This window comes from Streptosporangium becharense, from assembly GCF_014204985.1.
Lineage (GTDB): Bacteria > Actinomycetota > Actinomycetes > Streptosporangiales > Streptosporangiaceae > Streptosporangium > Streptosporangium becharense.
Window position 1 is genome coordinate 1,788,086 of sequence record NZ_JACHMP010000001.1, and the last position, 24,243, is coordinate 1,812,328.

The 24,243-nt window shown below is 73.4% G+C and carries 19 protein-coding genes; 13 read left to right on the forward strand and 6 right to left on the reverse strand.

Features of this window, described 5'->3' with window-relative positions:
- The first annotated feature begins 120 nt into the window (after nt 1-120).
- Nucleotides 121-1,029: an isoprenoid biosynthesis enzyme family protein gene (locus tag F4562_RS07645; protein ID WP_184542020.1), complete on the forward strand. Its 909-nt coding sequence runs from the start codon at nt 121-123 to the stop codon at nt 1,027-1,029.
- A gap of 514 nt (nt 1,030-1,543) precedes the next feature.
- Nucleotides 1,544-2,551: a terpene synthase family protein gene (locus F4562_RS07650; RefSeq protein ID WP_184542022.1), complete on the forward strand. Its 1,008-nt coding sequence runs from the start codon at nt 1,544-1,546 to the stop codon at nt 2,549-2,551.
- A gap of 81 nt (nt 2,552-2,632) precedes the next feature.
- Here F4562_RS07650 and F4562_RS07655 read toward each other — a convergent pair whose 3' ends face one another.
- Nucleotides 2,633-3,610, reverse strand: a complete 978-nt coding sequence (locus tag F4562_RS07655; protein WP_184542024.1) for an ArsR/SmtB family transcription factor — start codon at nt 3,608-3,610, stop codon at nt 2,633-2,635.
- A 47-nt stretch (nt 3,611-3,657) separates the two neighbouring features.
- On the opposite strand from F4562_RS07655, the gene F4562_RS07660 reads away from it, so the two are divergent.
- From F4562_RS07660 to F4562_RS07685, 6 genes are all read left to right on the forward strand, one after another.
- On the forward strand, nt 3,658-4,938 hold the full coding sequence (locus F4562_RS07660; RefSeq protein ID WP_184542026.1) for an MDR family MFS transporter: 1,281 nt from the start codon (nt 3,658-3,660) through the stop codon (nt 4,936-4,938).
- A 71-nt stretch (nt 4,939-5,009) separates the two neighbouring features.
- The gene (locus F4562_RS07665; protein WP_184542028.1) at nt 5,010-6,971 is read left to right on the forward strand and encodes a sensor histidine kinase; all 1,962 of its coding nucleotides are present in this window, start codon (nt 5,010-5,012) and stop codon (nt 6,969-6,971) included.
- Between the two features lie 85 nt (nt 6,972-7,056).
- Nucleotides 7,057-8,550: a BTAD domain-containing putative transcriptional regulator gene (locus tag F4562_RS36230; protein WP_184542030.1), complete on the forward strand. Its 1,494-nt coding sequence runs from the start codon at nt 7,057-7,059 to the stop codon at nt 8,548-8,550.
- A gap of 15 nt (nt 8,551-8,565) precedes the next feature.
- A complete protein-coding gene (locus tag F4562_RS07675) occupies nt 8,566-10,698 on the forward strand; it encodes a sensor histidine kinase (RefSeq protein ID WP_246473382.1) in 2,133 nt (710 codons plus the stop codon).
- A gap of 59 nt (nt 10,699-10,757) precedes the next feature.
- Entirely contained in the window at nt 10,758-11,717 is a 960-nt protein-coding gene (locus F4562_RS07680) for a TolB family protein (RefSeq protein WP_184542034.1), read from the forward strand.
- 126 nt (nt 11,718-11,843) lie between these two features.
- A complete protein-coding gene (locus F4562_RS07685) occupies nt 11,844-13,628 on the forward strand; it encodes an NAD+ synthase (RefSeq protein ID WP_184542036.1) in 1,785 nt (594 codons plus the stop codon).
- 45 nt (nt 13,629-13,673) lie between these two features.
- Here F4562_RS07685 and F4562_RS07690 read toward each other — a convergent pair whose 3' ends face one another.
- From F4562_RS07690 to F4562_RS07700, 3 genes are all read right to left on the reverse strand, one after another.
- Nucleotides 13,674-14,291 (reverse strand): TetR/AcrR family transcriptional regulator, encoded by a 618-nt coding sequence (locus F4562_RS07690; protein WP_184542038.1) that lies wholly within the window; start codon nt 14,289-14,291, stop codon nt 13,674-13,676.
- 8 nt (nt 14,292-14,299) lie between these two features.
- Entirely contained in the window at nt 14,300-15,814 is a 1,515-nt protein-coding gene (locus F4562_RS07695; protein ID WP_221207143.1) for an MFS transporter, read from the reverse strand.
- Between the two features lie 336 nt (nt 15,815-16,150).
- Nucleotides 16,151-17,347 carry an MFS transporter gene (locus F4562_RS07700; protein ID WP_184542042.1) on the reverse strand — a complete coding sequence of 399 codons (1,197 nt, stop codon included), beginning with the start codon at nt 17,345-17,347 and terminating at the stop codon, nt 16,151-16,153.
- A 162-nt stretch (nt 17,348-17,509) separates the two neighbouring features.
- On the opposite strand from F4562_RS07700, the gene panB reads away from it, so the two are divergent.
- On the forward strand, nt 17,510-18,358 hold the full coding sequence (gene panB, locus F4562_RS07705) for a 3-methyl-2-oxobutanoate hydroxymethyltransferase (protein ID WP_184542044.1): 849 nt from the start codon (nt 17,510-17,512) through the stop codon (nt 18,356-18,358).
- A 124-nt stretch (nt 18,359-18,482) separates the two neighbouring features.
- Here panB and F4562_RS07710 read toward each other — a convergent pair whose 3' ends face one another.
- Both F4562_RS07710 and F4562_RS07715 read right to left on the reverse strand, forming a co-directional pair.
- Nucleotides 18,483-19,394, reverse strand: a complete 912-nt coding sequence (locus tag F4562_RS07710) for a threonine/serine dehydratase (RefSeq protein ID WP_184542046.1) — start codon at nt 19,392-19,394, stop codon at nt 18,483-18,485.
- Complete coding sequence (locus F4562_RS07715) at nt 19,391-20,584, reverse strand: trans-sulfuration enzyme family protein (RefSeq protein ID WP_184542048.1); 1,194 nt, start codon at nt 20,582-20,584, stop codon at nt 19,391-19,393. The genes F4562_RS07710 and F4562_RS07715 overlap by 4 nt, the downstream gene beginning before the upstream one ends.
- Before the next feature lie 133 nt (nt 20,585-20,717).
- Here F4562_RS07715 and F4562_RS07720 point away from each other — a divergent pair, with 133 nt between their 5' ends.
- Genes F4562_RS07720 through F4562_RS07735 form a run of 4 tightly spaced genes read left to right on the forward strand, consistent with a single transcriptional unit; the run spans nt 20,718 to nt 24,112 of the window.
- Complete coding sequence (locus tag F4562_RS07720; protein WP_184542050.1) at nt 20,718-21,623, forward strand: ABC transporter ATP-binding protein; 906 nt, start codon at nt 20,718-20,720, stop codon at nt 21,621-21,623.
- Nucleotides 21,620-22,396 (forward strand): ABC transporter permease, encoded by a 777-nt coding sequence (locus tag F4562_RS07725; protein WP_184542052.1) that lies wholly within the window; start codon nt 21,620-21,622, stop codon nt 22,394-22,396. The genes F4562_RS07720 and F4562_RS07725 overlap by 4 nt, the downstream gene beginning before the upstream one ends.
- 10 nt (nt 22,397-22,406) lie before the next feature.
- The gene (locus F4562_RS07730; RefSeq protein ID WP_184542054.1) at nt 22,407-23,510 is read left to right on the forward strand and encodes a sensor histidine kinase; all 1,104 of its coding nucleotides are present in this window, start codon (nt 22,407-22,409) and stop codon (nt 23,508-23,510) included.
- Nucleotides 23,507-24,112, forward strand: coding sequence for a response regulator transcription factor (locus F4562_RS07735; RefSeq protein WP_184542056.1), 606 nt, complete (start codon nt 23,507-23,509; stop codon nt 24,110-24,112). The genes F4562_RS07730 and F4562_RS07735 overlap by 4 nt, the downstream gene beginning before the upstream one ends.
- Nucleotides 24,113-24,243 lie beyond the last annotated feature (131 nt).

Here is a 24,243-nt window from a genome sequence, read left to right on the forward strand (position 1 = left end):
CGTTACGGGGAAGAGCGGTGAGGCGCGGCATCGGGCTCGTCGCGCCTCCCCGTGACCGGCCCTTTCTCCTCTTACAGTGTGCGACCGGACCGTTGGAAGTTCCATCCCGGGGAGAGGGCGATGCGCACCGAGACCGACCGGCCACCGCACCCCGCCGCGCCGGGCGCGGAGCCGCTGGCGCGGCTCGTCGAGCGACTGGCGGCGATGGCGGTGCCTCGCCCCGCGCATCCGGCGGCGCACCGCATCGGCGCCGCGGTGTCCGGGTGGTCACGCCGGGCGGGGCTGGGTGCCCGCCCCGGAGACCCCGCCCTCCACCGGCTGGCGGCCCGGGCGTTCGCCGACGGTGAACCCGACGCGGCGGAGACGTTCGCCCGCTGGCTGGTCTGGACCTCGCGGGTCCGCGAACGGCCCGCGGCGATCCCCGCGGTCATCGCGGCGGCCGAAGGCGGCGAACCGGGCCGGACACCGCTGGAGCGGGCCTTCGCCGGCCTGTGGGAGACCTGCGCGGCCGGCATGGACGACCCGTGGCGCGCGCGGTTCCTGGCCGGGCTGGCCGCCCAGCGCGAGGCGCCGGCCGCCGCCGGCCCGGCTGCGGCGACCGGCCGCCCCGCGCGGGCCGGGGGTGACGCCTTCGGGCGTTACCTGCTCGACCTGGCGGAGCCCTGCGCCGGCGTACGGGTCCCGGAGCCGGTGCGCGCGAGCCGGCAGTGGCGGGCGGTCGTCGAGGCGAGCGCCGACGTGGCCGCCTGGTGCGTGGACCTCGTCTCCGGAGGCGACCGCGCACCCGTCGCGGGCGTGTTCTTGGAACGTTCCCGGGACGCGCTCCCGGAACGGTTGGTCGACCGCGTCGGCGACCGGATGGAGGAACTGTGGACGGCGGCACGGGCCGTCCCGCTGCTCCTCGACGGGCACGGCCTCGGGTTCGGCGCCTCCCGGGAGGTGATGCGGGTGGCGTGCGCTTTCTTGACCATCCCCAGGGCTTACCTGGAGTGGCTCCTGGAATCGTCTCGGTATCGTCACCTAGAGTAACGATCACCGTTCACCCGGTAACCAGGAGGTAAACGATGAACACCAGGTTTCGCGACCACGCACCGGCACCCGGCCCCGAGCCGGCCTCCGATCCGGAGGCGGCCGGCGACCGCCTGCTCGGGCCGCTGCGGTGACGTCCGTCCCGGCCCTCGGCAAGTCTCCGCCCCGATCCCGGCCCCAACCCCAGCCCCCGTCCCAGCCCTCTACCAAGACCCATACCTTGTCGCGATCCGCAGCCCAGCCCCAGTCCCAAGTCCGGCCCGTGCCGGCCGCCGCCCCGCGGGCCCATACCCGGACCCTGTCCCCGGCACCGGCCCGGCCGCAGCCCCAGGCCGCGCCCGGACCACCGGGCCGGGTTCCGCCCGCCGCCCAGGCGGGGCCCCGGCCGCCCGTCCACGCCCGCCCGCGGTCCAAGGTCCCGGCCCGCCCGCCGGGCCCCGTCCCGCCCCGTCCCGAGCACCCGCTCCCGCCCTCGCCCGCGGCCCGTCCCGGAGAGCGTGGAGGCGACGGCCCGGTGTCCGCCGCGACGTTGCTGCTGCCCCTCACCGAGTCGGTACCGGGCCTGGCGGCGCCGTGTCCCATGCATCCGGCGGTCGACGAGGTGGGGGTGGAGCTCGCCCGCTGGGCCCGCGGGTTCGGCCTGGAGACGCACCCGAGCGCCGGGTTCGAACGAATGGCGGGGCGTGCCTTCGCCGACTCCGGCGTGGACGCGGTGCTGCTGTTCGCCAAGTGGCTCACCTGGCTGTTCCACTTCGACGACGAATGGGATGAGAAGCCCGCCGGGCGGGTGGCGGAGACCGTCGAGAACGCCTTCGCGCGGCTCGCCCGCATCGCGGGCCCTCCCGCGGGCTCCCGGCCCCCCGGCGATGACCGCTTCACGCCCCGCTCTCCCGTCGAGACGGCCTTCGCCGACCTGTGGGAGGCCACCGCGGGCCGGATGAGCCCCCGGTGGCGCCGCCGTTTCCTGGCGGGGCTCGCCGCGCAGGGGCGGGCGTGCCGGGCGGAGGCCGAGAACCGGTGCGCGGGCCGGGTGCCCTCACCGGGTGAGTATCCCCGGCTGCGCCGGGGGACCGCGGGACCGTACCTGTTCGAACTGGTGGAGCCCTGCCTGGGGGTGGAGGTGCCCGCGCGGCTGCGCTGGAACGTCACCTGGCGGATCCTCGTGGACGCCTGCAACGACGTCACCGCCTGGTGCAACGACGTCGCCTCCCACCCCAAGGAGCGCGCCAACGGCGACGTGCACAACTACGTGACGGTCGCCGCCACGGCGTTCGGCCTGTCCGACGGCGGCGCGGTGGCGTGGGTGAACCGGCGGATCGCCCGCCGGGCCGGCGACCTGCGGGCCGCGACCGGGCGGCTACCCGCGCTGTTCGACCGGTTCGGGCTCTCGGCCGGGCAGTCCCGGCAGATCGGCCGGGTGGCGTACGCGTTCCTCGCGGCGCCGCGGGCCCAGCTGGAGTGGCTTCTGGAGTCCGGCCGGTACGACGGGCGGGGCCTTGCGGCCCCGGAGGCGGTCCCGTAGGCGGCCCCGGGGGCAGTCCCGGCGGCGGGACCGGCGACGGCCCTGGAAACGGCCTCGGCGGCGGTCCCGGAGACGGGCCCCTCAGGAGGCGCAGACCAGCGAGTCGCCCACCGGCGTGCGGCGGTAGACGACCTCGCGTCCCAGACGCCGGCGGGTCACCAGGCCGCCGTCGGCCAGGACGCCCAGGTGCTGGCTGACCGCCCCGGGGGTGATCGACATCCGCCGGGCGAGCACCGAGGTGGTGGCGGGTTCGGCCAGGGCGATGAGGATCTGTGCCCTGGTCCGCCCGACGAGCGCGGCCAGGGCACCGGGGGCGGGCGGCGGACCCTCGTCCCACAGTGTGCCCGCGCCGGTGGCCGGGTAGACGAGCATCGGCCGGTACGGCTTCATCATCACCGCGACGTCGGGCCAGTAGAAGGCGCTCGGCACGAGCACCAGGCCCTCGCCGCCCAGCGGCTCGGAGTACTGCCGCGGGCGGGTGACGGCGAGTCTGTCACCCGTCCAGCGCACGCTGGGGTGCAGGTCGGCGAAGAGCTCCCGGGCCCCGCCCGCGGCCAGGCGCCGGACCCGCCGCAGCACGTCCCCTTCCAGCAGGCCGTGGATGCGGGGCCAGAACTCGGCGAAGGCGATCGCCCAGTAACGCTCCAGGGTGTCGGCGACCCTGACCACGCCCGCCTCGGGGTCGGCCACGAAGCGGGCGACGCCCCCCGACGCGGAGCCGTTCGCCCGGACGGCCTCCGCGGCGGCGCGCTCCGGGTCGGCCCGGCGCACCCGTTCGAGGTCCGCGGCGAAGTCGGGCATCGGGCTCTCCGGGGGCGGGGTGAGGAAGTCGACGACGTATCCCTGGGGCGGGACGAGCGCGAACAGCTCCGTCAGGTCGAGACCGGCCAGGCGGGGCCGTACGGCTCGCACCCACGGCAGGTGGAGGGAGTGCCGGGCCGGGTCGCGGACGGCCCGCAGGCTTATCACCAGCTCCCAGATGGGCGAGAAGGCGAAGCGGATCCTGGCCACGTCCTCCGGTGTGAAGATCCATTCGACCTGACGGCACGTTTTAGACATGGCTAAAGGATTGGCGACAGCGGGGGCGTCTGTCGAACCTTGGTCGCATGAGCACCACGACCCTCGCCCGGAACACCTTCCTCACCTCGAAGATCGGCGGCCTGCCCAGGGCGTTCTGGGCACTGTGGACCGGCACACTGGTCAGCCGGACCGGCATGATGGTCCAGCCGTTCATGGGGGTCTACCTGACCCAGGCGCGCGGCATGTCGTACGCGGCGGCGGGCACGGTCATGGCGGTGTTCGGGGCGGGGTCGCTGCTGTCACAGGTCCTCGCCGGATGGCTCGCCGACCGGTTCGGCCGCCGGGTAACCCTCACCGGCGGCATGCTGGCCACGGCGGCGGCCATGGTGGCGCTGGGCTACAGCACCTCGCTGCCGGCGCTCGTGACCATGATGTTCGTGCTCGGCGTCGCGGTGGACGCCTACCGGCCCGCGGCCAACGCGCTGGTCGCCGACCTCGTCCCGCGGCACGACCGGGCACGCGCCTACGGTCTGCTCTTCTGGGCGATGAACCTGGGCTTCGCGGTGGCGATGGTCGCGGGCGGCTGGCTGGCCCAGGCCGGGTACGGCTGGATGTTCGGGATCAACGCCGCCACCGCGCTGGCCTTCGGCGCGCTGGTGTGGCGGGCGGTTCCGGAGACCCTGCCCGCCCGCGACACCGGGGAAGACGAGGGCGTCGGCGACTCCGCGGGCACCGCGACCGGCCGGGAGGCCGGGGCGGGCCGGCGCGCCTGGCGCGGGGGCTTCGCGGCGGTCCTCTCCGACCGGCTCATGGTCGCCTTCACGCTGATCACGGTGGTCTCCACCCTCGTCTACATCCAGGCGTTCACCACGCTGCCGATGGCGATGGCCCGCGCCGGCTTCCCGTCCACCGCCTACGGCACGGCCATCGCGGTCAACGGCGTCCTGATCGTCCTCCTCCAGCCGCTGACCGGTGACTGGCTCGGCAGGCGCGACCACAGCGTCGTGCTCGCCACCGGAATGGCGATCATCGGCGTCGGCTTCGCGCTGACCGCGGCCGTCTCCAGCGTCGCCGGATACACGGTCACGATCGTCGTGTGGACCGTGGGTGAGATCGTCACCGCGGGCATCGCGGGCGCGATCGTCGCCGCCCTGGCCCCCGCCCACCTGCGCGGGCGCTACTCCGGGCTGTACGGCCTGGCCTGGTCGGGCGGGACGGCGCTCGCCCCGCTGCTGGGCACCCGGATGCTGGACGTGAGCCCCGTGGCGCTCTGGGTGACCGTCGGCGCCATCGAACTGGTGGCCGCGGCGGCCGTGCTCGCGATCGGCCCGGCCCTGCGCCGGCGCATGGGATCGATTCGGCATTAAGCACTTATTGATAGTTTTGTTGCCGAAGGCGGTTAGGGTCCTTTTGAGTACGACATGAAAGGGCCGAGGCGATGCGCGGGCTGAGCCGGGTGTTCCCCACGCTGTCGCCTGTACGGGCACGGATCATCGCGGTGCTGATCACCACCGTGTCGGTCGCCATGGAGTGCGTCAACATCTGGGTCACCGCCCAGCTGCCGCAGCCCTCCTACACCCCGCTGCCGTTCTCCCCGGAGGACGTGGCGGGCACGGCGTTCCCCATCATCGGCGCGCTGCTGGTCTTCCAGCGGCCCCGGCTGGTCATCGGCTGGCTGCTCTGCCTGGGCGGGCTGTGCTCCGCGCTGAACAGCCTCACGATGAACCTCGCCTCCCTCGACGCGACGATGGACTGGATGCTCCTGCCGGACGCGGTCTGGACGGTCGCCGACGTGAGCTGGAAGCTGACCATCCTGTTCCTCGCGGTGCTGCTGCCGCTGCTCTACCCGGACGGCAGGCTTCCCTCGCCGCGCTGGCGCCCGCTGATCTGGTTCACACTCGCGGTGCTGACCGCCGGCACGCTCTCCTCGGAGTTCCTGCCGTTCGACGTCTCGGCCCCGCAGTCGTCCGGCTACGGTGTGGGAACCGCCCTCAACCAGCTCACCGACCTCGCGATGATCCTGGCCTTCGTCTCGCTGGCCGTGCGGTTCCGCAAGGCGAGCACCGAGGAGCGCAGGCAGATCCTCTGGCCGCTGATCGCGATCGCCACCGTCATCGTCCCCTGGGTGATCGGCAGCTCGGTGTGGTGGCTGGCCTCGTTCACCATCCCGCTCGTCCCGGTCGCGATCACCTTCTCGGTGCTGCGGCACCGCCTGTACGGCATCGACACCCTCATCACCAGGACCCTGGTCGGGGCCGGTCTGGTGGGCGTGATCGGCGGCGTGTACGTGGCGGTGGGCACCGCCTCCAGCCTGTTCCTGTCCGATGTGGACCGGATCGGCGGCCTGATCGCCGCCCTGTGCGCGGGGGCGTTCTTCCACCCGATGCGGCGGCTGCTCCAGCGCGGCGCCGACCGGCTGCTCTACGGCAGCAAGGGCGACCCGGTCGCGCTGGCCGAGGAACTGCGGCGGCGGTTGCAGCGGACCGACCCGGTGGGCGGCCTGGTCGCCACCCTGGAGGTGCTCCGCGAGGGGCTGGCGGTCAGCGGGACCGGGGTGCGTTTCCAGGACGGCTGGCCGGAGGAGACCGTCGCGGGCACGCTGGACGAGGTGGCCCGCGACATCCGGCTGGTGTGGCACGGCCAGCCCGTCGGCCGCCTGCTCATCGGCCCGCCCGGCGTCCGGCGCCTGCCCGCGGCGCACAACGAGCGGGTCATCGCCGCCCTCACCCCGTACGTGGCCGACGCCGCCCACGCGGTCCGGCTGGTCGGCGCGCTGCGGCGTTCCCGGGAGCGGATCGTCACCACCCGCGAGGAGGAGCGTCGCCGTCTCCGCCGTGATCTGCACGACGGCCTCGGCCAGTCGCTCAGCGGCATGGCGATGTCGATCAACGCGGCCCGGCTCTCGCTGCACGCCTCGCCCGAGGTCGCCGAGCGCCTGTTGGTCGAGCTGCGCTCGGGCATGGACACCGTCACCAGCGACATCAGGCACCTGGTCTACGGTCTGCGTCCGCCCGCTCTGGACGACCTCGGACTGGCCAGGGCGGTGGAGCAGATGGCGGGGCCGGGCGTCACGGTCGAGGTCAGGGGAGATCTGACCGGGCTGCCGGCGGCGGCCGAGGTGGCGGCGTACCGGATCGTCCAGGAGGCGCTGACCAACGTCCGCAAGCACGCCGAGGCCCGGACCGTGCGGGTGTCGCTGGAACGGGACGGGGACCACCTGGCGGTCCGGGTGAGCGACGACGGGGTCGGCGTCCCCGTGGACCGGCGCTCCGGGGTCGGGCTGGCGTCGATGCGTGAGCGTGCCGCGGAACTGGGCGGAACCTGCATAATCACATCGCCCCCGGAGGGCGGCACGATGGTTGAAGCGGTGCTTCCGGTGAACTTGAATGTAGGGATCTGACCACCGATGATTTCTTACGGCATGCGAACGATGGCGGGTATTGCCCTATGACGTTGTCCCAGGTAGCTCTACCCTTGCGCCTGCAATGCTGACATTTCGCGCTCTCGGCCCCTTCCAGGCGTGCCACGGTGACGTGGTGCTCGACCTCGGAGGGCAACGCCAGATGGCGGTGCTGGCCCGGCTTCTGGTCGCCGGTGGCCGTGCCGTCCCGGTGAGCACGCTCATCGACGAGCTCTGGCCCGGCGAGCCGCCCGCCCAGGCCCTGTCCACGATCCAGGGATACGTCTCGCGCCTGCGCCGTGCCCTGGAACCCCACCGTGCCCCGCGCGAGGAGGCCGAGGTACTGGTCTCCGCTCCGCCGGGGTACGCGTTGCGCGCCTCCACCGGGCAGGTCGACGCCTGGAGATTCGAGAGCGCGGTCAAGACCGACGGCACACCGGCCGAGATGTGGGAACGGCTGGAGGCGGCCCTCGCCCTGTGGCGGGGCCCGGCGCTGGCAGAGTTCTCCGACCTGCCGTGGGCGGTGACCGAGTCGGGCCGGCTGGAGGAGCTGCGGCTGATCGCGGTCGAGCGCCGTGCCTCCGCGGGGCTCGTGCTCGGCCACTCCGGCGCCCTGGTCCCCGACCTGGAGGCGCACGCCTCGGCCCACCCGCTGCGCGAGGAGGCGTGGCGGCTGCTCTCCCTGGCCCTGTACCGCAACGGCAGGCAGGGTGACGCACTCGGGGCGCTCCGCCGGGCCAGGACGATGCTCCGCGACGAGCTCGGCCTCGACCTCAGCCCCGCCCTGCAGCGCCTGGAAGGCGACATGCTGGCCCAGGCGGTCCACCTCGACCAGCCCGCCGGGACGCCGGCCGCGCGGCCGGCCGAGCCCGCCACCCCCCGCGCCGCGGCGGCCGACGAACAGACGCGGGCCCTGCCGGCGCTGCGGGTCGTGATCGTCGACGACCAGGCGCTGGTCCGCACCGGGCTGCGCGTGGTGCTGGACAGCGAACCGGGCTTCGAGCTCGTCGGCGAGGCCGAGAACGGCGAGCAGGCGATCGCGCTCGTCCGGGAGACCTCCCCCGACGTGGTGCTGATGGACATTCAGATGCCCCGGCTGGACGGGCTGACCGCGGCCCGGCGGATCCTGGCCGACGAGGCGCCGCCGAAGGTCGTCATGATGACCACGTTCGGCACGGACGACAACCTCTACGCGGCGTTGCGCGCCGGGGTGAGCGGTTTCGTGCTCAAGACCTCGGCCCCCGAGCAGCTCATCACCGCGATGCGGGCGGCGCAGGCCGGTGACGCGCTGATCGACCCGGCGGTCACCACCCGGCTGATCGCGGCCTTCGCCGGTCGTACCAACCCCGCCGCCCCGCCCGGCCTGACCGGTCTCGGTGACGCGGACCTGGACCTGATGAAGCTGGTCGCCCGGGGGCTGACCAACCGGCAGATCGCGGAGACCCTGGCGGTATCCGAGCGGTCGGTCGCGCAGTCGGTGATCAAACTGCTGAATCACCTCGGGTTGTTCGACCGGGCCCAGCTCGTGGTCGCCGCGTACGAGTCGGGCCTGGTCAATCCGGGTGATACGGGCAGGTAGCGAATGGACATGCGGATGCGCGACCGCGTCCGGGTCCTCGCCGGCGCGGACGGCGTGCCCCGGCGGGCCCTGGACGCGGTCGCCGTGACCGCCGCGGGGCCCGCCGTGCCGCTGACGTACCGCCTGCCCGGTTCGGCGGTGCGGTTGGCCTCCGCCGCGGTGGCCGTCGTCTCGATCGGGCTCGCCGTGGCCGCCTTCGTGATCGTCAGGGGCCTGCCCGCCGCGTGGGCACCGTCCCTGCCCGCCACGCCCAGCCTGACGGCGGGGCTGACCTTCCCGGTGGTGGGGGCGTTCCTGCTGTCGCACCGTGCCCGCCCGGCCACGGCGTGGCTGATGTGCGCCGGCGGGCTGATGAGCGCGCTCACCGCCTTCGCAGAGGCGATGACGCTCGGCACGGCGGCCGGCGGAGACCTCGCGACGGCCGGGTACTTCCGCTGGGCCACCCAGATCTTCTACGTGCTCGGCGCCGCCGTGCTCGCGGTCCTGCTTCCGCTCTACTCCCCCGACGGGCGACTGCCCTCGCGGCGATGGCGGCCGGTGGTGGCGGCGACCGCGGCGATGGTCGTGATCCACAGCCTCGCCTCGCTCCTCCGCCCCGACCCCGACCCGGCGGACTACCCCTGGCCGCGGGTCATCCCCAACCCGCTGGGGGTGGAGGCGCTCGCCCCCTACGCCCCGGCTCTGAACCAGTTCCCCATCGTCGCGACCGTCGTGCTGGCGATGCTGGCCCTGGCGTCCCTGATCCTGCGGTTCCGGCGGGCCGGGCCGCTGCTGCGCCGCCAGATCGCCTGGCCGCTGTCGGCGTTCGCCGTCTACGTCATCTTCATCGTGGGCCAGGAGCACACGTGGCTGCCGGGCACGCTGTGGGCCCCGGTCATCCCCCTGGCCATCGCCTTCTCGGTGCTCCGCTACCGGCTCTACGGCATCGACACCGTGATCAGCCGCGCCTTCGTCGCCGCCGGTCTCCTCGCCGTGGTCAGCGGCATCTACGTGGTCGGCGCGGTCGCCGGTCTCGCGCTGTCGGGCTACGACCGGATCGGCGGCCTGGTGGCGGCCCTGTTCGCCGGAGTGATCTTCCATCCGCTCCGGCGGCGGCTCCGCAGTCTGGTCGACCGGCTCATGTACGGCACGCACGGCGACCCGCGGGCGTTCGCCGCCCGGCTGGCCCGGGAGGTCCGGGTGACCGAGCCGGCCAACGCGCTGGCCTCCGTCGCCGCGGTGGTCAAGGACGGGCTGAGCGTCACCGGGGTCGCGGTCGAGGTGTACGAACCCGGGGCCAGGCAGGTGCAGGTCGGCCTGCTGGGCCCGGCGCCGCGCGAGATGCCGCTGGTCTGGCACGGTGAGCCGGTCGGACGGCTGATCCTCGGTTCCCCCGGCCCCCGCAGGTTCGCCGCGGCGCACAACGAGCGCCTGATCGCCGTGGCCGCCCCGTACGTCGCCGACGTGGCGCACGCCGTGCGGATGACCTCCGACCTGCAGCGTTCGCGGGAGCGCATCCTCGCCGCCCGGGAGGAGGAGCGCCGCCGCCTGCGCCGGGACCTGCACGACGGGCTCGGCCACGCGCTGACCGACATGGCCATGTCGATCAACATGGCCATGATCAACCTGCGCACCGCCCCGGCCTCGGCCGACCGGCTCCTGCTGGAGCTGCGCGGCGGGATGGACGCGGTCAGCCAGGAGATCCGCGAACTGGTGTACGGCCTGCGTCCGCCGACCCTCGACGAACTCGGCCTGGCGGGGGCCGTGCGGACGCTGGCCGTCGAGGGCACGCCGCGGGTCGCCGTGGAGATCGAGGGCGACCTGGCGAACCTGCCCGCGGCGGTCGAGGTGGCCGCCTACCGGATAGCGCAGGAGGCGCTCACCAACATCCGCAAGCACGCCGGCGCGCGTTCCGCGGTGGTCTCGCTGACGCGCGGGGAGTCGCTGGTGGTGCGGATCCGGGACGACGGGCACGGCCTTCCCGAGGAGTCACGCTCGGGGATCGGGTTGCTGTCGATGCGCGAGCGGGCCGCCGAGCTGGGCGGCAGCTGCGTGATCGAGCCGGCTCCCGGAGGGGGCACGGTGGTGGAGGCCGTGCTGCCGATCCCGTCCGTCCCGGCCCCGGCGGGGTCGCCGGAGTCCGTCCCGGTGCCGACCGGCCGCGTGTAAACCTTCTCCGCCGCTCGGGGCTCTTATCTCCGTCAGAGAATTCAGCTGAGGAGATCTCCTTGAAACACCGGGCCCTGGCCGTCGGCGCCGCACTCGCCGTGTCGGCCGCCCTCACCGCCGCCCCCGCCCTCGCCGCCGCCCCCTCCGGCGTCGCGGGTGCCGTCGGCGCCGCCGTTCCGGCTTCGCGGCAGGCGGCTCCCGTCGCGGGCGCCGTCTACGTCGGCCATCGCGCCGGCGGCGTCAAGGTGCTGGTCCACCGGGGCGGATGGACCAGCCACACCGCCGGCGGCGCCGGCTTCACCGGGCAGTTCGCCGTGGCGCCGGACGGCCTGCGGGTCGCCTGGATCGACGACGGGGGACGCCTGCACGTCAGCGCCGGAGGCACGGACAAGGTGGTCGCCAGGAACGCCGCCGCCGGAGCGCCCTGCATGACCCCCGCCTGGACGGCCGACGGCAAGCGACTGGCGTACCCGGTCGGCGGCGGCTCCGGCGCCGCCACCACCGTGGCGGTGGTCGGCGCCGACGGGACGGGCCGCTCCGTCGGCGGCCGGACGTCCGGTCCCTGCCACCTGACCTGGTCGGCCGACGGCCGGACGCTCGCCGGGTACGCCGGCGACACCGCCGGGGTCCACCTGCTCGACACCCGCCGGCGCGTCTCCGTCCGCGTCCCCGGTGTCAAGCTCGCCAACCACGTGGAGAGCCTCTCCCCCGACGCCCGCAGGGTCGTGGTCAACGCCATCGGCCCGGACGCGCCGGGCGGCGACGGCTCCTGGCCGATGTCCTTCACCCCGTCGGTCTACGACACCAGGACCGGTGCGAAGATCGCCATCCCGGTCAAGGGCCGGCTGCTGGGCGCCCGTTACCTGCGCGACGGCCGCCTCGCGGTCCGGGTCAGGGGGAACACCGGGGGGAGCGCCGCCGGCACGCTGGTGATCCTCTCCCCCTCCGGCAAGGAGCTCCAGCGCCTGCCCGAGCCCGCCAAGGTCCGCGCTCTCGGCCTGGTCGGGGTGCTGGAGTAGTCTCCGGCCGCGCGGCGGGGGCGGCTGGGAACCACATATTCCTCTATTTCCGGTTATGTAAGGAAAACAGGGCGACACGAATCGCTTGACCGGTAGTCGCCGGCCGCGTCCCCATAAGATGGGCCCGTGGCTCAACTCCGGATCGCCCTGGCCCAGACCAACCCCGCCGTCGGAGACCTGGCGGCCAACGCCGACAAGCTCGTCGAGTGGACCCGCCTCGCCGCCGAGCGCGGCGCGCACCTGGTGGTCTTCACCGAGATGTTCCTGACCGGCTACCCCGCCGAGGACCTGGTGCTGCGCAGCTCCTTCGTGGAGGCGTCCGTCGCCGCGGTCGAGGACGTCGCGCGGCGGCTGGCCGAGGAGGGGCTGGGCGACGTCCCCGTCGTCGTGGGCTACGTCGACCGGGCCGACCTCGCGCCGCGCGTCGGGCAGCCCAAGGGCGCCCCGCTCGACGCGGCGGCGCTGCTCCACCGGGGACGGGTGGTCACCAGGACCGCCAAACACCACCTGCCGAACTACGGGGTCTTCGACGAGTACCGCTACTTCGTGCGCGGTGACCGGCTGCCCGTCTTCCGGCTGCACGGCGTCGACGTGGCGATCGCGGTCTGCGAGGACCTGTGGCAGGAGGGCGGCCCGGTCGCGGTGGTGGCCGAGGTCGGCGCCGGGCTGCTGGTGGTGCCCAACGCCTCCCCGTACGAGCGGGACAAGGACGACGTACGGTTCTCCCTGGTCCGCCGGCGCGCCAAGGAGGCCGGGTGCGCTCTCGCCTACGTCAACCAGGTGGGCGGTCAGGACGAACTGGTCTTCGACGGCGACTCCGTCGTCGTCTCCGCCTCCGGCGAGCTGGTCGCCCGCGCCGCACGCTTCTCCGAGGAGCTGCTGGTCACCGACCTGGAGCTGCCCGAGGCCCGGTTCGGCGGCCTGGGGACGTTCCAGGTGGACGCCGGCGACGGCACCGTGATCACCGTGGAACGCCTGGAGCTGTCGTCCTCGCCCGTCGAACCGTACGAGCCCGAGCCTCCCACGATCGCCCCGTACCTCGACGACACCGCCGAGGTGTACGCGGCGCTGGTGCTCTCCGTCCGCGACTACGTCGCCAAGAACGGCTTCGAGTCCGTCATCCTCGGCCTGTCCGGCGGTATCGACTCGGCGCTGACCGCCACGATCGCCTCCGACGCCATCGGCCCCGAGCGGGTGCACGCGGTGCTGATGCCCTCGCGCTACTCCTCCGACCACTCGCTGGGCGACGCGCAGGAGCTGGTCGCCCGCCAGGGGATCAACGCCCGCGTCGTGCCTATCGCCGACATCGTGAGCGCCTTCGAGAAGGAGATCGAGCTGTCCGGCCTGGCCGCGGAGAACCTCCAGGCCCGGGTGCGCGGCATGATCCTGATGGGCCTGTCCAACCAGGAGGGGCATCTGGTCCTGACCACCGGCAACAAGAGCGAGCTGGCCACCGGCTACTCCACCCTCTACGGCGACTCGGCCGGTGGGTTCGCCCCCATCAAGGACGTGCTCAAGACCCTGGTCTGGGAGCTCTCCCGCTGGCGCAACGCCCAGGCGGGCACGTCGGGCGACTTCCTGCACGGGTTCACGGTGCCGCCGATCCCGGAGAACTCCATCGAGAAGGAGCCCAGCGCGGAACTTCGCCCGGACCAGCGCGACACCGACTCACTGCCCCAGTACGACATCCTCGACCGGCTCCTGGACGACTACGTCGAGAAGGACATGGGCTCGGCCGAGCTGGTCGCCGCGGGCCACGACCCGGACCTGGTGGCCCGGGTCATCCGCCTGGTCGACCTCGCCGAGTACAAGCGTCGCCAGTACCCGCCGGGCCCGAAGATCACCCCGAAGAACTTCGGCCGCGACCGCCGGCTGCCCATCACCAACCGCTGGCGCGAGACGGCTCGCTGACACACTCCCGCCGCCTCCCGCGCCGCATGGACCGCGCGGGAGGGGTCAGCGGGGGCCGAGGCCGGCCAGGAGCTGGTCGACGATGCGTTCGGCGGTGTCCTGCGAGATCTCCCCGTCCCCGCCCGACTCCACGCCCCGGATGTACCACATCATGGTGCCGGCCAGCATCGCCATCGCGATCGGCACGTCGAGGTCCGCCCTGAGTTCGCCGGTCGCCATGCCCCGCCGCAGCATGGCCGCCATCGCCGCCCTGCGCGGCTCGAGCGCCGCCTGGCGGAACCGTTCCGCCAGGCGCGGATGCCGCTCGGCGTCGTTCATCGCGATGTTCATCACACATCGGCTGCGCGCGTCGCACGCGTCGCGCTGGACGATCCGGAGGTAGGCGATCAGATCTTCCCGGACCGACTCGCCCTCCAGCTTCGGCAGGGGCGCCTTGAGCTTGGTCAGCGCGTCGATGACCAGGTCTTCCTTGTTGGACCAGCGCCGGTAGATCGTCGTCTTGCCCACCCCGGCCCGGGCGGCGATCGCCTCGATCGACAACTCGGCGAAGGTCATGCCCTCGCCGATCAGATCGAGGGCGGCGTCGATGATCGCCGCCTCCGCCCTGACACTGCGGGGGCGGCCCGTGGGGCGGGCGGGCCGCGTCTCATCCGTCGTGGTCATGGTGGTGCCTACACTACCGCCGGTTCCTTGTCATGGTTCTCGCCACTGACAGGAGCGGCGACGGCGTGCTTGCCGGGCAGCCAGCGGAACACCGCCAGGGCACCGGCCAGCGCGATCGCGGCCGAGGCGAGGGCGGTGACGTGCATGCCGTCGATGAAGGCCAGCTTGGCGGGTTCCAGCAGCGCCGCACCGCGCTCACCGAGGCTCTGCGCCACGCCGATCGTGCCGGTCAGCGACTCGCCGGCGATGTGCCGAAGCTGCTCGGGCAGGCCGGTCAGCGCGGGCGCGATCTCGTCTCGGTAGGTGGCCGACAGCAGCGAGCCGAGCAGCGCGACGCCCAGCGCACCCCCCACCTGACGGACGGTGTTGCTCATGGCCGAGCCGACGCCGGCCTTCTCCCTGGGGAGCGACTCCATGATCGCGGTGGTCGCGGGCGGCATGATGACGGCCATCGCGGCCCCCTGGACGAAGAAGACGATCTCCAGGACGAGCACGGGGGTGTGCTGGTCCATCAGCGCGTACGAGCCCAGCGTGCCGCCCGCGACGACCATGCTCACGGTGGCGGTGAGCCTGCCGCCGAAGCGCGCGGTCAGCTGCTGGCTCAGGGGGGCGAAGATGAGCTGTGCGGCGGCGAACGGGATCATCAGGGCTCCGGCCTCCAGCGCGCTGAAGCCCAGCACGATCTGGAGATAGAAGACCAGGAAGAACGTCGCCCCCATCATCGCGAAGAACACCAGGCCGATCATGCCGACCGCGGTGGCGAAGCGGGGGTCACGGAAGTAGGTGACGTCGAAGGCCGGGTGGTCGATGCGCCGCTCGTACCAGACGAAGGCCGCGAGCACGGCGAGGCCCAGGATCGTCGGGCCGAGCACCTGGACGCTGGCCACCGTACCCAGCTCGCCGCCGCGGATGATGCCGTACGTGAGGGCGACGAGACCCACGATGGACAGGATCACACCGCCCGGGTCGAGCCTGGACGGCTTGGGGTCGCGCGACTCGGGCACGACGAACGCGATCAGGGCCATGCTGACCAGCACGATCGGCAGGTTGATCAGGAAGACCGAGCCCCACCAGAAGTTCTCGATGAGCAGGCCGCCGGTGATGGGGCCGATCGCCACGGCCAGGCCCACGCCGCCGGCCCAGATGCCGATCGCCTTGCCGCGCTCCTGCGGCGGGAAGACGTTGGAAATGATCGCCAGGGTGGCCGGCATGATCGCGGCGCCGCCGACGCCCATGAAGGCGCGGGCCACGATGAGCTGCATGGGGTCCTGGGCGTAGGCGCTGGCCAGCGAGGCGAGGCCGAACAGGACCATGCCGGTCATCAGCATCCGCTTGCGTCCGGTCCGGTCGCCGATCACCCCGAAGGTGAACAGCAGGCCGGCGAACACCAGGGTGTAGGAGTTGATCGCCCACTCCAGCTCGCCCTGGGTGGCCCCCAGTCCCTCTCCGGGGTCGGCGATCGTCTTGAGTGCGACGTTGAGGATCGTGTTGTCGAGCACGACCGCCAGGAGGCTGAACACCAGCACTCCGAGAATCTGCCATCGTCTGGGATGGCCGAGTTGCCGTTCCACAGGGGTCCCCGTTTTTCGATACGCTCTAGTTTCGAAACGCTACCGTAGCGGCAGTCGTTCCGATACGCAACAGTATCGTTTCGTATTTACGAGGAGTTAACGTGCCGGCCGGGAACCCCGGCGGATACCGCCGGGGAACGGAACCCGGCCCCGGGCACACGTGACGGCGGCTCCCCGGCGCCCGCCGCGCGGGCGGACTCACGGCGGGAGCGGCGCCGGGCGGACGCCCGGGGAACACCGGACGGACTCCCCGGGAAACACCACGCGAGCCCCGAAGAAACGCCGGGATCAGGCGGCGGCCGGAAGCGTCTCCTCCTCGGGAGCCGCCGTACGCCGCCAGAACGGCAGGGCGAGCAGCACCATCGCCACGCCGACGGCCCCGGCGAAGGCGAAGGCCCAGCCGGGACCGTGACCGTCGATGATCGCGCCGGCGATCGGCGCCGCGACACCGCCCCCGATGAGCAGCGCCGTGCCGTGCAGGCCCATCGCCTCGCCGCGGGCCCCGGCGGGAACCCAGCGGCTCACGGTGTCGACCGTGGACGACAGCGCCGGAGCGCACAGCATGCCGGCCGGCAGCAGGGCGAGGATCAGCCAGTGCCAGTCGCCCCCCACCAGCCCGACGGGGACCGTCAGCAGCCCCATGGCGGCGACCAGGACCAGCGGCGACAGGCCCCGGGGCAGCATGCCGTAGACCAGGCCGCCGAGCAGCGAGTAGGCGCACCACAGGGCGATGGCGAACCCGACCCACGCGGTGTCGCCGGCCTGCTTCATCGTCGCCACCAGGGCGAGCTCGGTGGCCGCCAGCACGAACGTCGCCGCGGCGGTCATGCCGAGCAGGCCGAACAGGGCCGGGGTGAGCCACTGGCGCCAGGAGACCTTCACCGCCGGCTCCTTGAGCTCCGCGGCGGACCGGATGGGCGGGTTCAGCACGAAGAGCGTCGTCCCGGAGGCGACCAGGCCGACCGCCACCAGGCCCATGGTCGGGACGCTGCCGATGAACGTCACCCCGGCGACCGCCAGCGCCGGACCGGCCATGTAGGACAGCTCCACGATCACCGAGTCGAGGGAGAAACCTATCCGGCGCTGCTCGACGGGGACCAGCGCGGCCAGGCACTGCCGGATCACGCTGAACACCGGCAGGCTCAGCAGCCCCGCGGGCACCGCGGCCACCAGCAGCACCGGGAACGGCATCGCCCACGCGGTCGCCCAGAAGGCGAGCTGCGCCAGCGTCGTCACCGCCAGCACCGGTCTCAGGCCGCGCCGGTCGACGACCCGCCCGGCCAGGGGCGAGCCGACGGCCATCCCCGCCGTGGCGGCCGCCGTCACCAGGCCGGCCGCGCCGAAGCCCAGACGGAGCTCCTCCACGACGTGCAACGTCAGCGTGATGGCGACCGCGGTCGACGGGATGCGCGCGAACATGCCCACCAGCAGCAACGACCGCACGCCCGGGATGCCCAGCAGACGACGGTAAGGGTCCAAAGCCATTTTTATTACTTACCTCCGCCAGCATTGTGTCGTATCCCACCGAGGTGCCCGCCACCGGATTACCGCGCGACCCGGGTCTGTTGCACCTGTCGAACGCGTGCCATCATCGGAACCGTCCGGGGACGCCACTGGGGCGCCTCGAGACTTTCCTGGAGGTCCCACATGTCCTCTCCCTCCGTCATCAGCCGGCCCACCACTCTGTACGGCGGCCAGGCCGGTCGAAGGATCACCGTGCGTGACATCGCCGCCGCCAAGGAGCGGGGCGAGAAGTGGCCGATGGTCACCGCGTACGACGCGATGACCGCCCGGGTCTTCGACGAGGCCGGCATTCCGGTCCTGCTCGTCGGCGACTCCGCCGCGATGGTCGTGTACGGGTACGACTCGACGCTCCCGGTGTCGGTGGACGACCTCATGCCGCTGACCGCGGCCGTGGTGCGCGGCTCGTCCCGCGCGATGGTGGTCGCCGACCTGCCGTTCGGCTCCTACCAGTCCTCCCCGCAGCAGGCGCTGGAGACGGCCGCCCGGTTCATGAAGGAGGCCGGGGCACACGCGGTGAAGCTCGAAGGCGGGCGCCGGGTGCTCCCCCAGGTCGAGGCGCTGGTCTCGGCCGGCATCCCGGTGATGGCCCACCTGGGCCTGACGCCCCAGTCGGTCAACGCGCTCGGCGGTTACCGGGTCCAGGGCCGCGGCCAGGCGGGGGACGAGCTGATGGCCGACGCCAAGGACCTGGAGTACGCCGGGGCCTTCTCCGTGGTCCTGGAGTGCGTGCCCACGGAGCTGGCGGAGCGGGTCACCTCCTCGCTGTCCATTCCGACGATCGGTATCGGCGCGGGCCCGGGCACCGACGCCCAGGTCCTGGTCTGGCAGGACCTGATGGGCCTGACCGCCCGTCCCGCCAAGTTCGTCAAGAAGTACTTCGACCTCGCCCAGGAGATGGACCGCGCGGTGCGGGCCTTCGCCGACGAGGTCTCCACGGGGGCCTTCCCGGCCGCCGAGCACAGCTACCGCTGACCACCGCTCCCGCACCGGGCCCGCCCTCCCTGCGGGCCCGGTGCAGGGCGTCCGCGCGGGCCCGGTGCGGGGCGTCCACCGGCTCCGGTCCGGTCCGCCCGCGCGGGCGGGCGGGCGGACCGGATCAGACCAGGGTGGCGGGGTCGGTGTTGGCGCCGCAGACGACCACGGCCACCCGCTCCCCCGGGGCGGGAGTGTAGGCGCCGGTCATCAGGGCCGCGTAGGCGGTGGCCCCGGCGTACTCCGCGGCCACCCGGCAGGTCCGCCACAGCTCGCGCCGCGCCTCGACGATCGCCTCGTCCGGCACCAGGACACTGTGCACGTCCGCGGCGCCGGCGATCTCGTAGGCGATGTCGCCGAGACGGCTGGCGCCCAGCGCGTCGGCCGCCACCCCGCCGACCTCGACCCCGACCGGCCCACCGGCCGCCAGGGCCCGGTGCATGGTGGGGATGAGCTCCGGCTCGACGGCGACCACGCGGGCCCGGCCGGCGACCGCCGCGACGATCCCCGCGATGAGCCCGCCGCCGCCGACGGCGACGAGGACGGTGTCGACCCCGCCGGTCTGCTCCAGCACCTCAAGGCCGACCGTGCCCTGCCCGGCGACGACCTCGGCCTGGTCGTAGGCGTGGACGTCCAGCGCGCCGGTCTCACCCGCGCGCTTGGCGGACGCCTCGTACGCCTCCGCGTAGACGGCGCCGGTCTGGGTGACCACGGCACCCAGCGCGCGCAACCCCTCGACCTTGACCGGGCTGGCGACCGTCGGCACGAAGATCTCGGCCCGGACGCCCAGGCTCCGCGCCACGTACGCCACCGCCAGGCCGTGGTTGCCGCCGCTGGCCGCGATCAGCCCGGTCTCGGGCAGCCGCCCCGCCGACAGTGCCCTGTTGAACCCGCCCCGCGTCTTGAACGACCCGGCGTGCTGGGTCCCCTCCAGTTTCAGGAACAGCCCGGGTGAGACCTCCAGCACCGGCGTCCGCCGGACGCGTCCCGCGATCCGCGCGGCGGCCCGCTCCACGTCCCCGATCGACACACTCACGCGTGTGCCCCTTCCGAACCGGAGAGCGCCTGCTCGAAGTCCGCCCACAGGTCCTCGATGTGCTCGATGCCGACCGCCACCCGGACGGTGCCTTCGGCGATTCCGTGCCGGGCGAGTTCCTCGGCCGACAGCGCGCGGTGGGAGGTGGTCGCCGGATGCAGGATCAGCGTCTCGACCCCGCCCAGGGACGGGGCCAGCAGCGCCAGCCGCACCGAGCTCATGAACCGCTCCCCCGCGGCCCGGCCTCCGGCGAGGTCGAAGGAGAAGACCCCGCCGAAGTCGGGCAGCAGCTTGGCCGCCAGCTCGTAGGAGGGGTGCGACGGCAGGCCGGGCCAGTGCACGGCGGAGACCGCCGGGTGGGCGTCGAGCCGCAGCGCCAGCTCACGGGCGTTGGCACAGTGGCGCTCCATCCGCAGCGGCAGCGTCTGGATGCCGCGCAGGGTGAGCCACGCGGCGAAGGGATCGGCGGTGGCACCCAGTTCGATCGCGAAGGACCACACCCTGCGGTGCAGCTCCTCGTCGGCGAAGACGGCGATCCCGCCGAGCACGTCGGCGTGCCCGCTCAGATACTTGGTCGTGGAGTGGACCACCACGTCGGCGCCGTGCTCCAGCGGGCGGCACAGGATCGGCGAGGCGAAGGTGTTGTCGACCACCGAGACCAGGCCCGCCCTGCGGGCGGCGGCGCACATCCCCGGCAGGTCGGCGACCTGGGTCACCGGGTTGGCGATGGTCTCCAGGTAGACCAGTTTCGTCTCCGGCCGGACCGCGTCGCGCAGCGCGGCGGGGTCGTCCTCGGGGACGTAGGAGACCGAGATCCGGAACCGCTCGGTCAGGTCGTTGATCATCGCGGCGGTGCCGCCGTAGAGTGCCTTCTGCGCGATGAGGTGGTCGCCCGGCTGGAGCAGGCCGAGCAGCACCGAGTTGATGGCGCCCATGCCGGAGCCGGTGGCCACCGCGGCGACCCCGCCCTCGAGCCCGGCGACGGCCTCCTCCAGCGAGCGGACCGTCGGGTTCGAAAGGCGCCCGTAGACGAAGGGCCCGTCGGGACGGCCCATCCCGTCGGCGAAGACGGCCGGGTCGTCGAAGACGAACCCCGAGGTCTGGTAGAGCGGCACCGCGATCGGGCGGCTGCCGTCCAGTGTGGGCTGGGGAAGGTGAACGGTACGGGTCTCCGGATGGTAATCAGTCATGTGTCAAGAATGTCCGGTTAATGGGCTGCTTGTCAGATCCGGCCCGGTGAGACCCGCCTGTCGCGGGCGGACGCCCGGCACATCGTGAATTTCTCACTGTGCCCCGATCGGGCCCGCCGCCAGGATCGGGGGCATGGCAGCGATTCACGTGGACGGGCTCAGGAAGAGCTACGGGGACTTCCCCGCGGTCAGGGGCGTCTCCTTCGAGGTGGCCGAGGGTGAGATCTTCGCCCTGCTCGGACGCAACGGCGCGGGGAAGACCACCACCATGGAGGTGCTTGCGGGCTTCCAGCCGCCCGACGGGGGCACCGTGCGGGTGCTCGGGCTCGACCCCGTCGAGGATCGCGGCGCGCTGCGCGCCCGGACCGGGATCATGCTCCAGGAGGCCGGGTTCTTCCCCGACCTCACGGTGGCGCAGACCGTGGACGCCTGGCGCGACTTCGTCCCCGCCGCCCGGCCCCGGGACGAGGCGCTGGAGCTGGCCGGGCTGGGCGACCGGGCCGGCACCAGGGTCCGCCAGCTCTCCGGCGGCGAGAAACGCCGCCTGGACCTGGCCCTGGCCCTGCTGAGCCGCCCCGACCTGCTGTTCCTGGACGAGCCCACGACGGGCATGGACCCCGAGGCGCGCCGCAACACCTGGGAGGTCATCGGCGACCTGGCCGAGCAGGGCATCACCGTCCTGCTCACCACGCACTACCTGGAGGAGGCCCAGCACCTGGCCTCCACGATGCTGATCATGGACAGGGGTGTCGCGGTCGCCGCCGGCGGCATGGCCGAGACCCTGGCCGCCCGGACCGGCCGGGTCGCCTTCGAACTGCCCGACTCCGTCGCGCCCGGCGACCTCCCGGTGCCCGTCACGGCGATGGAGGGACGCACCGCGGTGTGCCGCGTCCCCGACCCCGACCTCGCCGCGCAGACCCTGCTGAGCTGGGCGGGCGAGCGCGGCCTGCGCCTACGCGGCCTGCAGGTCCGCACGGCGACCCTGGAGGACCTGTTCCTCGACCTCGCCGCGCGCGAGGACGCGAAGGAGGTGGCGTGACCGTGGCCGCACGCGAACTCGCGGCGGTGGGCCGTTTCGGTGCCCGCCTGTACTGGCGCGACAAGGTGGCGCTGAGCACGTCCGTGGCGCTCTCCCTGGGGCTCGGCATCGGGCTCCCGCTGATGATGGACCGCATCCGCCCGGGGCATCCGGAGATGGTCCTCGCCCAGCACCTGGGGGTGCTCGCGATGATCCTCACCATCGCGACGTTCAGCCAGATCGCGGTGACGCTCACCGCCCGGCGCGACCAGCTGCTCCTCAAGCGGATGCGGGCCACCGGGCTGGCCGACCGCGACATCCTCGGCGGGGAGATCGCCAACCTGGTCGTCCAGACGACCCTGCTGACGGGTGTCGTCTCGGTGGCGCTGTACACGCTGACCGGCCTGCGCCCGCCGCGCGACCCGCTGCTGTACCTGACGGCCGTGGTCGCGGGCTGCACGGTGCTGTGCCTGCTCGGCGCCGCGATCACCGTGATCATCCCGCGCACCGAGGTCGCCGCGGTCGTCACCATGCCGTTCTTCCTGCTGTCCGGGCTCGGCGCGGGCGGGTTCGGCCCGATGACGGAACTGCTCCCCGGCTGGGTGAGGTCGGTGCTCGACCTGCTGCCCACCGCGGCGATCGTCGAGGCGTCCCGCGTCGCGTACGCGGCCGGCGGCACCCTCGTGGGCGACCTGCGGGCGGCGGCCGTGCCGGCGCTGACGCTGGCCGTCTGGGCCGTCGCCGCCCTTCTCGTGATCCGGCGCTGGTTTCGCTGGGAAACGCGGAAGCCGTAGGTTCGACGGCATGCGGGTGTCTCCACAGCGGCTGGCCGTCGGCCTGATCGTCCTGATCTCCGTGGGCTTCATGATCTCCCCGGTGGTCCTGATCGCCCGGGGCGGCGGACCGGTCGGGACGGCCATGCTCGCGGTCGCGCTCGTCGCCTTCTTCGTCCCCCACTACCTGCACGTCCGCGCCGCGTTGCGCGGCGCCGAACCGGGCGGCCCCGGGGTGGCGCTCCTGGTGCAGGCCGTGGCCGCCTACGCGCCGATCCCGCTCCTGCCGGACGGGCTCGGCGCGCTGTGGTGGGGTGCGCCGACCATCCTGCTCGGCTCGGTGCTGCTGCGCCTGCGTCCGCCGCTCGCCCTGCCCGTCACGGTGCTGATGGCCGTGCTCCAGTTCGTCGCCGCCGGGGCCGCCGACCCGCGGGGTTTCGACCCGCTGTACGCCCTGCAGGGTGCCACCACGCTCTTCCTGACCGGCTTCGTGATCTACTGCGTGGTCCGGCTGGTGGTCATCGGCCGGGAGCTGGAGCAGGCCAGGATGGAACTGGCCGAGGCGGCGGTGCTGCGCGAGCGGTTACGGATCTCCCGGGACCTGCACGACGGGCTGGGCGGCAGCCTGGCCGCCATCGCCCTCAAGGGCGACCTCGCGCGGCGGCTCGTCGAGCGCGACCCCGGCGCGGCGGAGCACGAGCTCACCGAGCTGGTGCACGTGGCCAGGGACGCCGCGCAGGAGGTGCGGCAGGTCGCCCGGGGCTACCGGACGATGTCGCTGACCGACGAGGTGCAGCGGGCGGTCGCCCTGCTGGAGGCGTCCGGGGTGAGCTGCCAGACCAACCTGGCCGGGCTGGAGGTCCCCCGGGGAGTCGACGAGGCCCTGGCGTGGGCGGTGCGCGAGGGGACCACCAACGTGGTGCGGCACAGCCGCGCGACCACCTGCTCGATCAGCACCTCCGCGCACGGCGGCACCGTGCGGCTGGAGCTGGTCAACGACGGCGCCCCGGAGCCCGGAGCGGACGGCGGGGGGCTGACCGGGCTGCGGGAGCGGGCCGCCGGCCTGGGCGGCTCGGTGAGCGCGGAACGCACCGGGAACGGCGGCTTCCGGCTCGCGGTGGAGGTGCCCGCATGATCAACGTGCTGCTCGCCGAGGACATGCACATGATCCGCGCCGCCCTCGGCGCGCTGCTGAGGCTGGAACGCGACATCGCGGTGGTCGCCGAGGTCACCCGGGGCGACGAGATCGTCCCCGCCGCGCTGCGCTCCCGGCCGGACGTGGCGGTGCTGGACATCGACCTGCCGGGGATCGACGGCATCACCGCCTCGGTGGAGCTGCGCGAGAGGCTGCCCGGCTGCCGGGTCCTGATCCTGACCGCCATGGGGCAGCCCGGCCAGTTGCGCCGGGCGATGGCCTCGGGCATCGAGGCGTTCCTGGTCAAGGACGCCCCGGGTGACCGTCTGGCCGACGCGATCCGGCGCACCGCCCGGGGACTGCGGGTGCTGGACCCCGAACTGGTCGCCGCGGCCGTCGAGTACGGTGCGAGCCCGCTGACGCCCCGCGAGACCACCGTGCTCCGGGAGGCCGCGCGCGGCGCTCCCGCCGAGGAGATCGCCCGGCGGCTCCACCTGTCCGCCGGGACCGTGCGCAACTACCTGACCGGCGCCATCGCCAAGACCGGCGCCCGCAACAAGATCGACGCCGTCCGCATCGCCGAGGACGCCGGCTGGATCTGACGCCCTCCGGCCCCCGGACCGCCGGCCGCGATCGCGGACGCGACGCCGTCGGCTCGCGGGGCACCGTCGGCTCGCGGGGCGTCCGACACGCGGGGCCGGCTCCCGGAGCGTCCGGCACGCGGGAGCGGGGG

Coding starts and splice junctions, on each gene's coding strand:
- F4562_RS07655 (WP_184542024.1), bottom strand. CDS start 3,610: ATGTCTAAAACGTGCCGTCAGGTCGAATGGATCTTCACACCGGAGGAC.
- F4562_RS07660 (WP_184542026.1), top strand. CDS start 3,658: ATGAGCACCACGACCCTCGCCCGGAACACCTTCCTCACCTCGAAGATC.
- F4562_RS07730 (WP_184542054.1), top strand. CDS start 22,407: ATGCGGGTGTCTCCACAGCGGCTGGCCGTCGGCCTGATCGTCCTGATC.
- F4562_RS07665 (WP_184542028.1), top strand. CDS start 5,010: ATGCGCGGGCTGAGCCGGGTGTTCCCCACGCTGTCGCCTGTACGGGCA.
- F4562_RS07645 (WP_184542020.1), top strand. CDS start 121: ATGCGCACCGAGACCGACCGGCCACCGCACCCCGCCGCGCCGGGCGCG.
- F4562_RS36230 (WP_184542030.1), top strand. CDS start 7,057: ATGCTGACATTTCGCGCTCTCGGCCCCTTCCAGGCGTGCCACGGTGAC.
- panB (WP_184542044.1), top strand. CDS start 17,510: ATGTCCTCTCCCTCCGTCATCAGCCGGCCCACCACTCTGTACGGCGGC.
- F4562_RS07715 (WP_184542048.1), bottom strand. CDS start 20,584: ATGACTGATTACCATCCGGAGACCCGTACCGTTCACCTTCCCCAGCCC.
- F4562_RS07735 (WP_184542056.1), top strand. CDS start 23,507: ATGATCAACGTGCTGCTCGCCGAGGACATGCACATGATCCGCGCCGCC.
- F4562_RS07720 (WP_184542050.1), top strand. CDS start 20,718: ATGGCAGCGATTCACGTGGACGGGCTCAGGAAGAGCTACGGGGACTTC.
- F4562_RS07700 (WP_184542042.1), bottom strand. CDS start 17,347: ATGGCTTTGGACCCTTACCGTCGTCTGCTGGGCATCCCGGGCGTGCGG.
- F4562_RS07675 (WP_246473382.1), top strand. CDS start 8,566: ATGCGCGACCGCGTCCGGGTCCTCGCCGGCGCGGACGGCGTGCCCCGG.
- F4562_RS07690 (WP_184542038.1), bottom strand. CDS start 14,291: ATGACCACGACGGATGAGACGCGGCCCGCCCGCCCCACGGGCCGCCCC.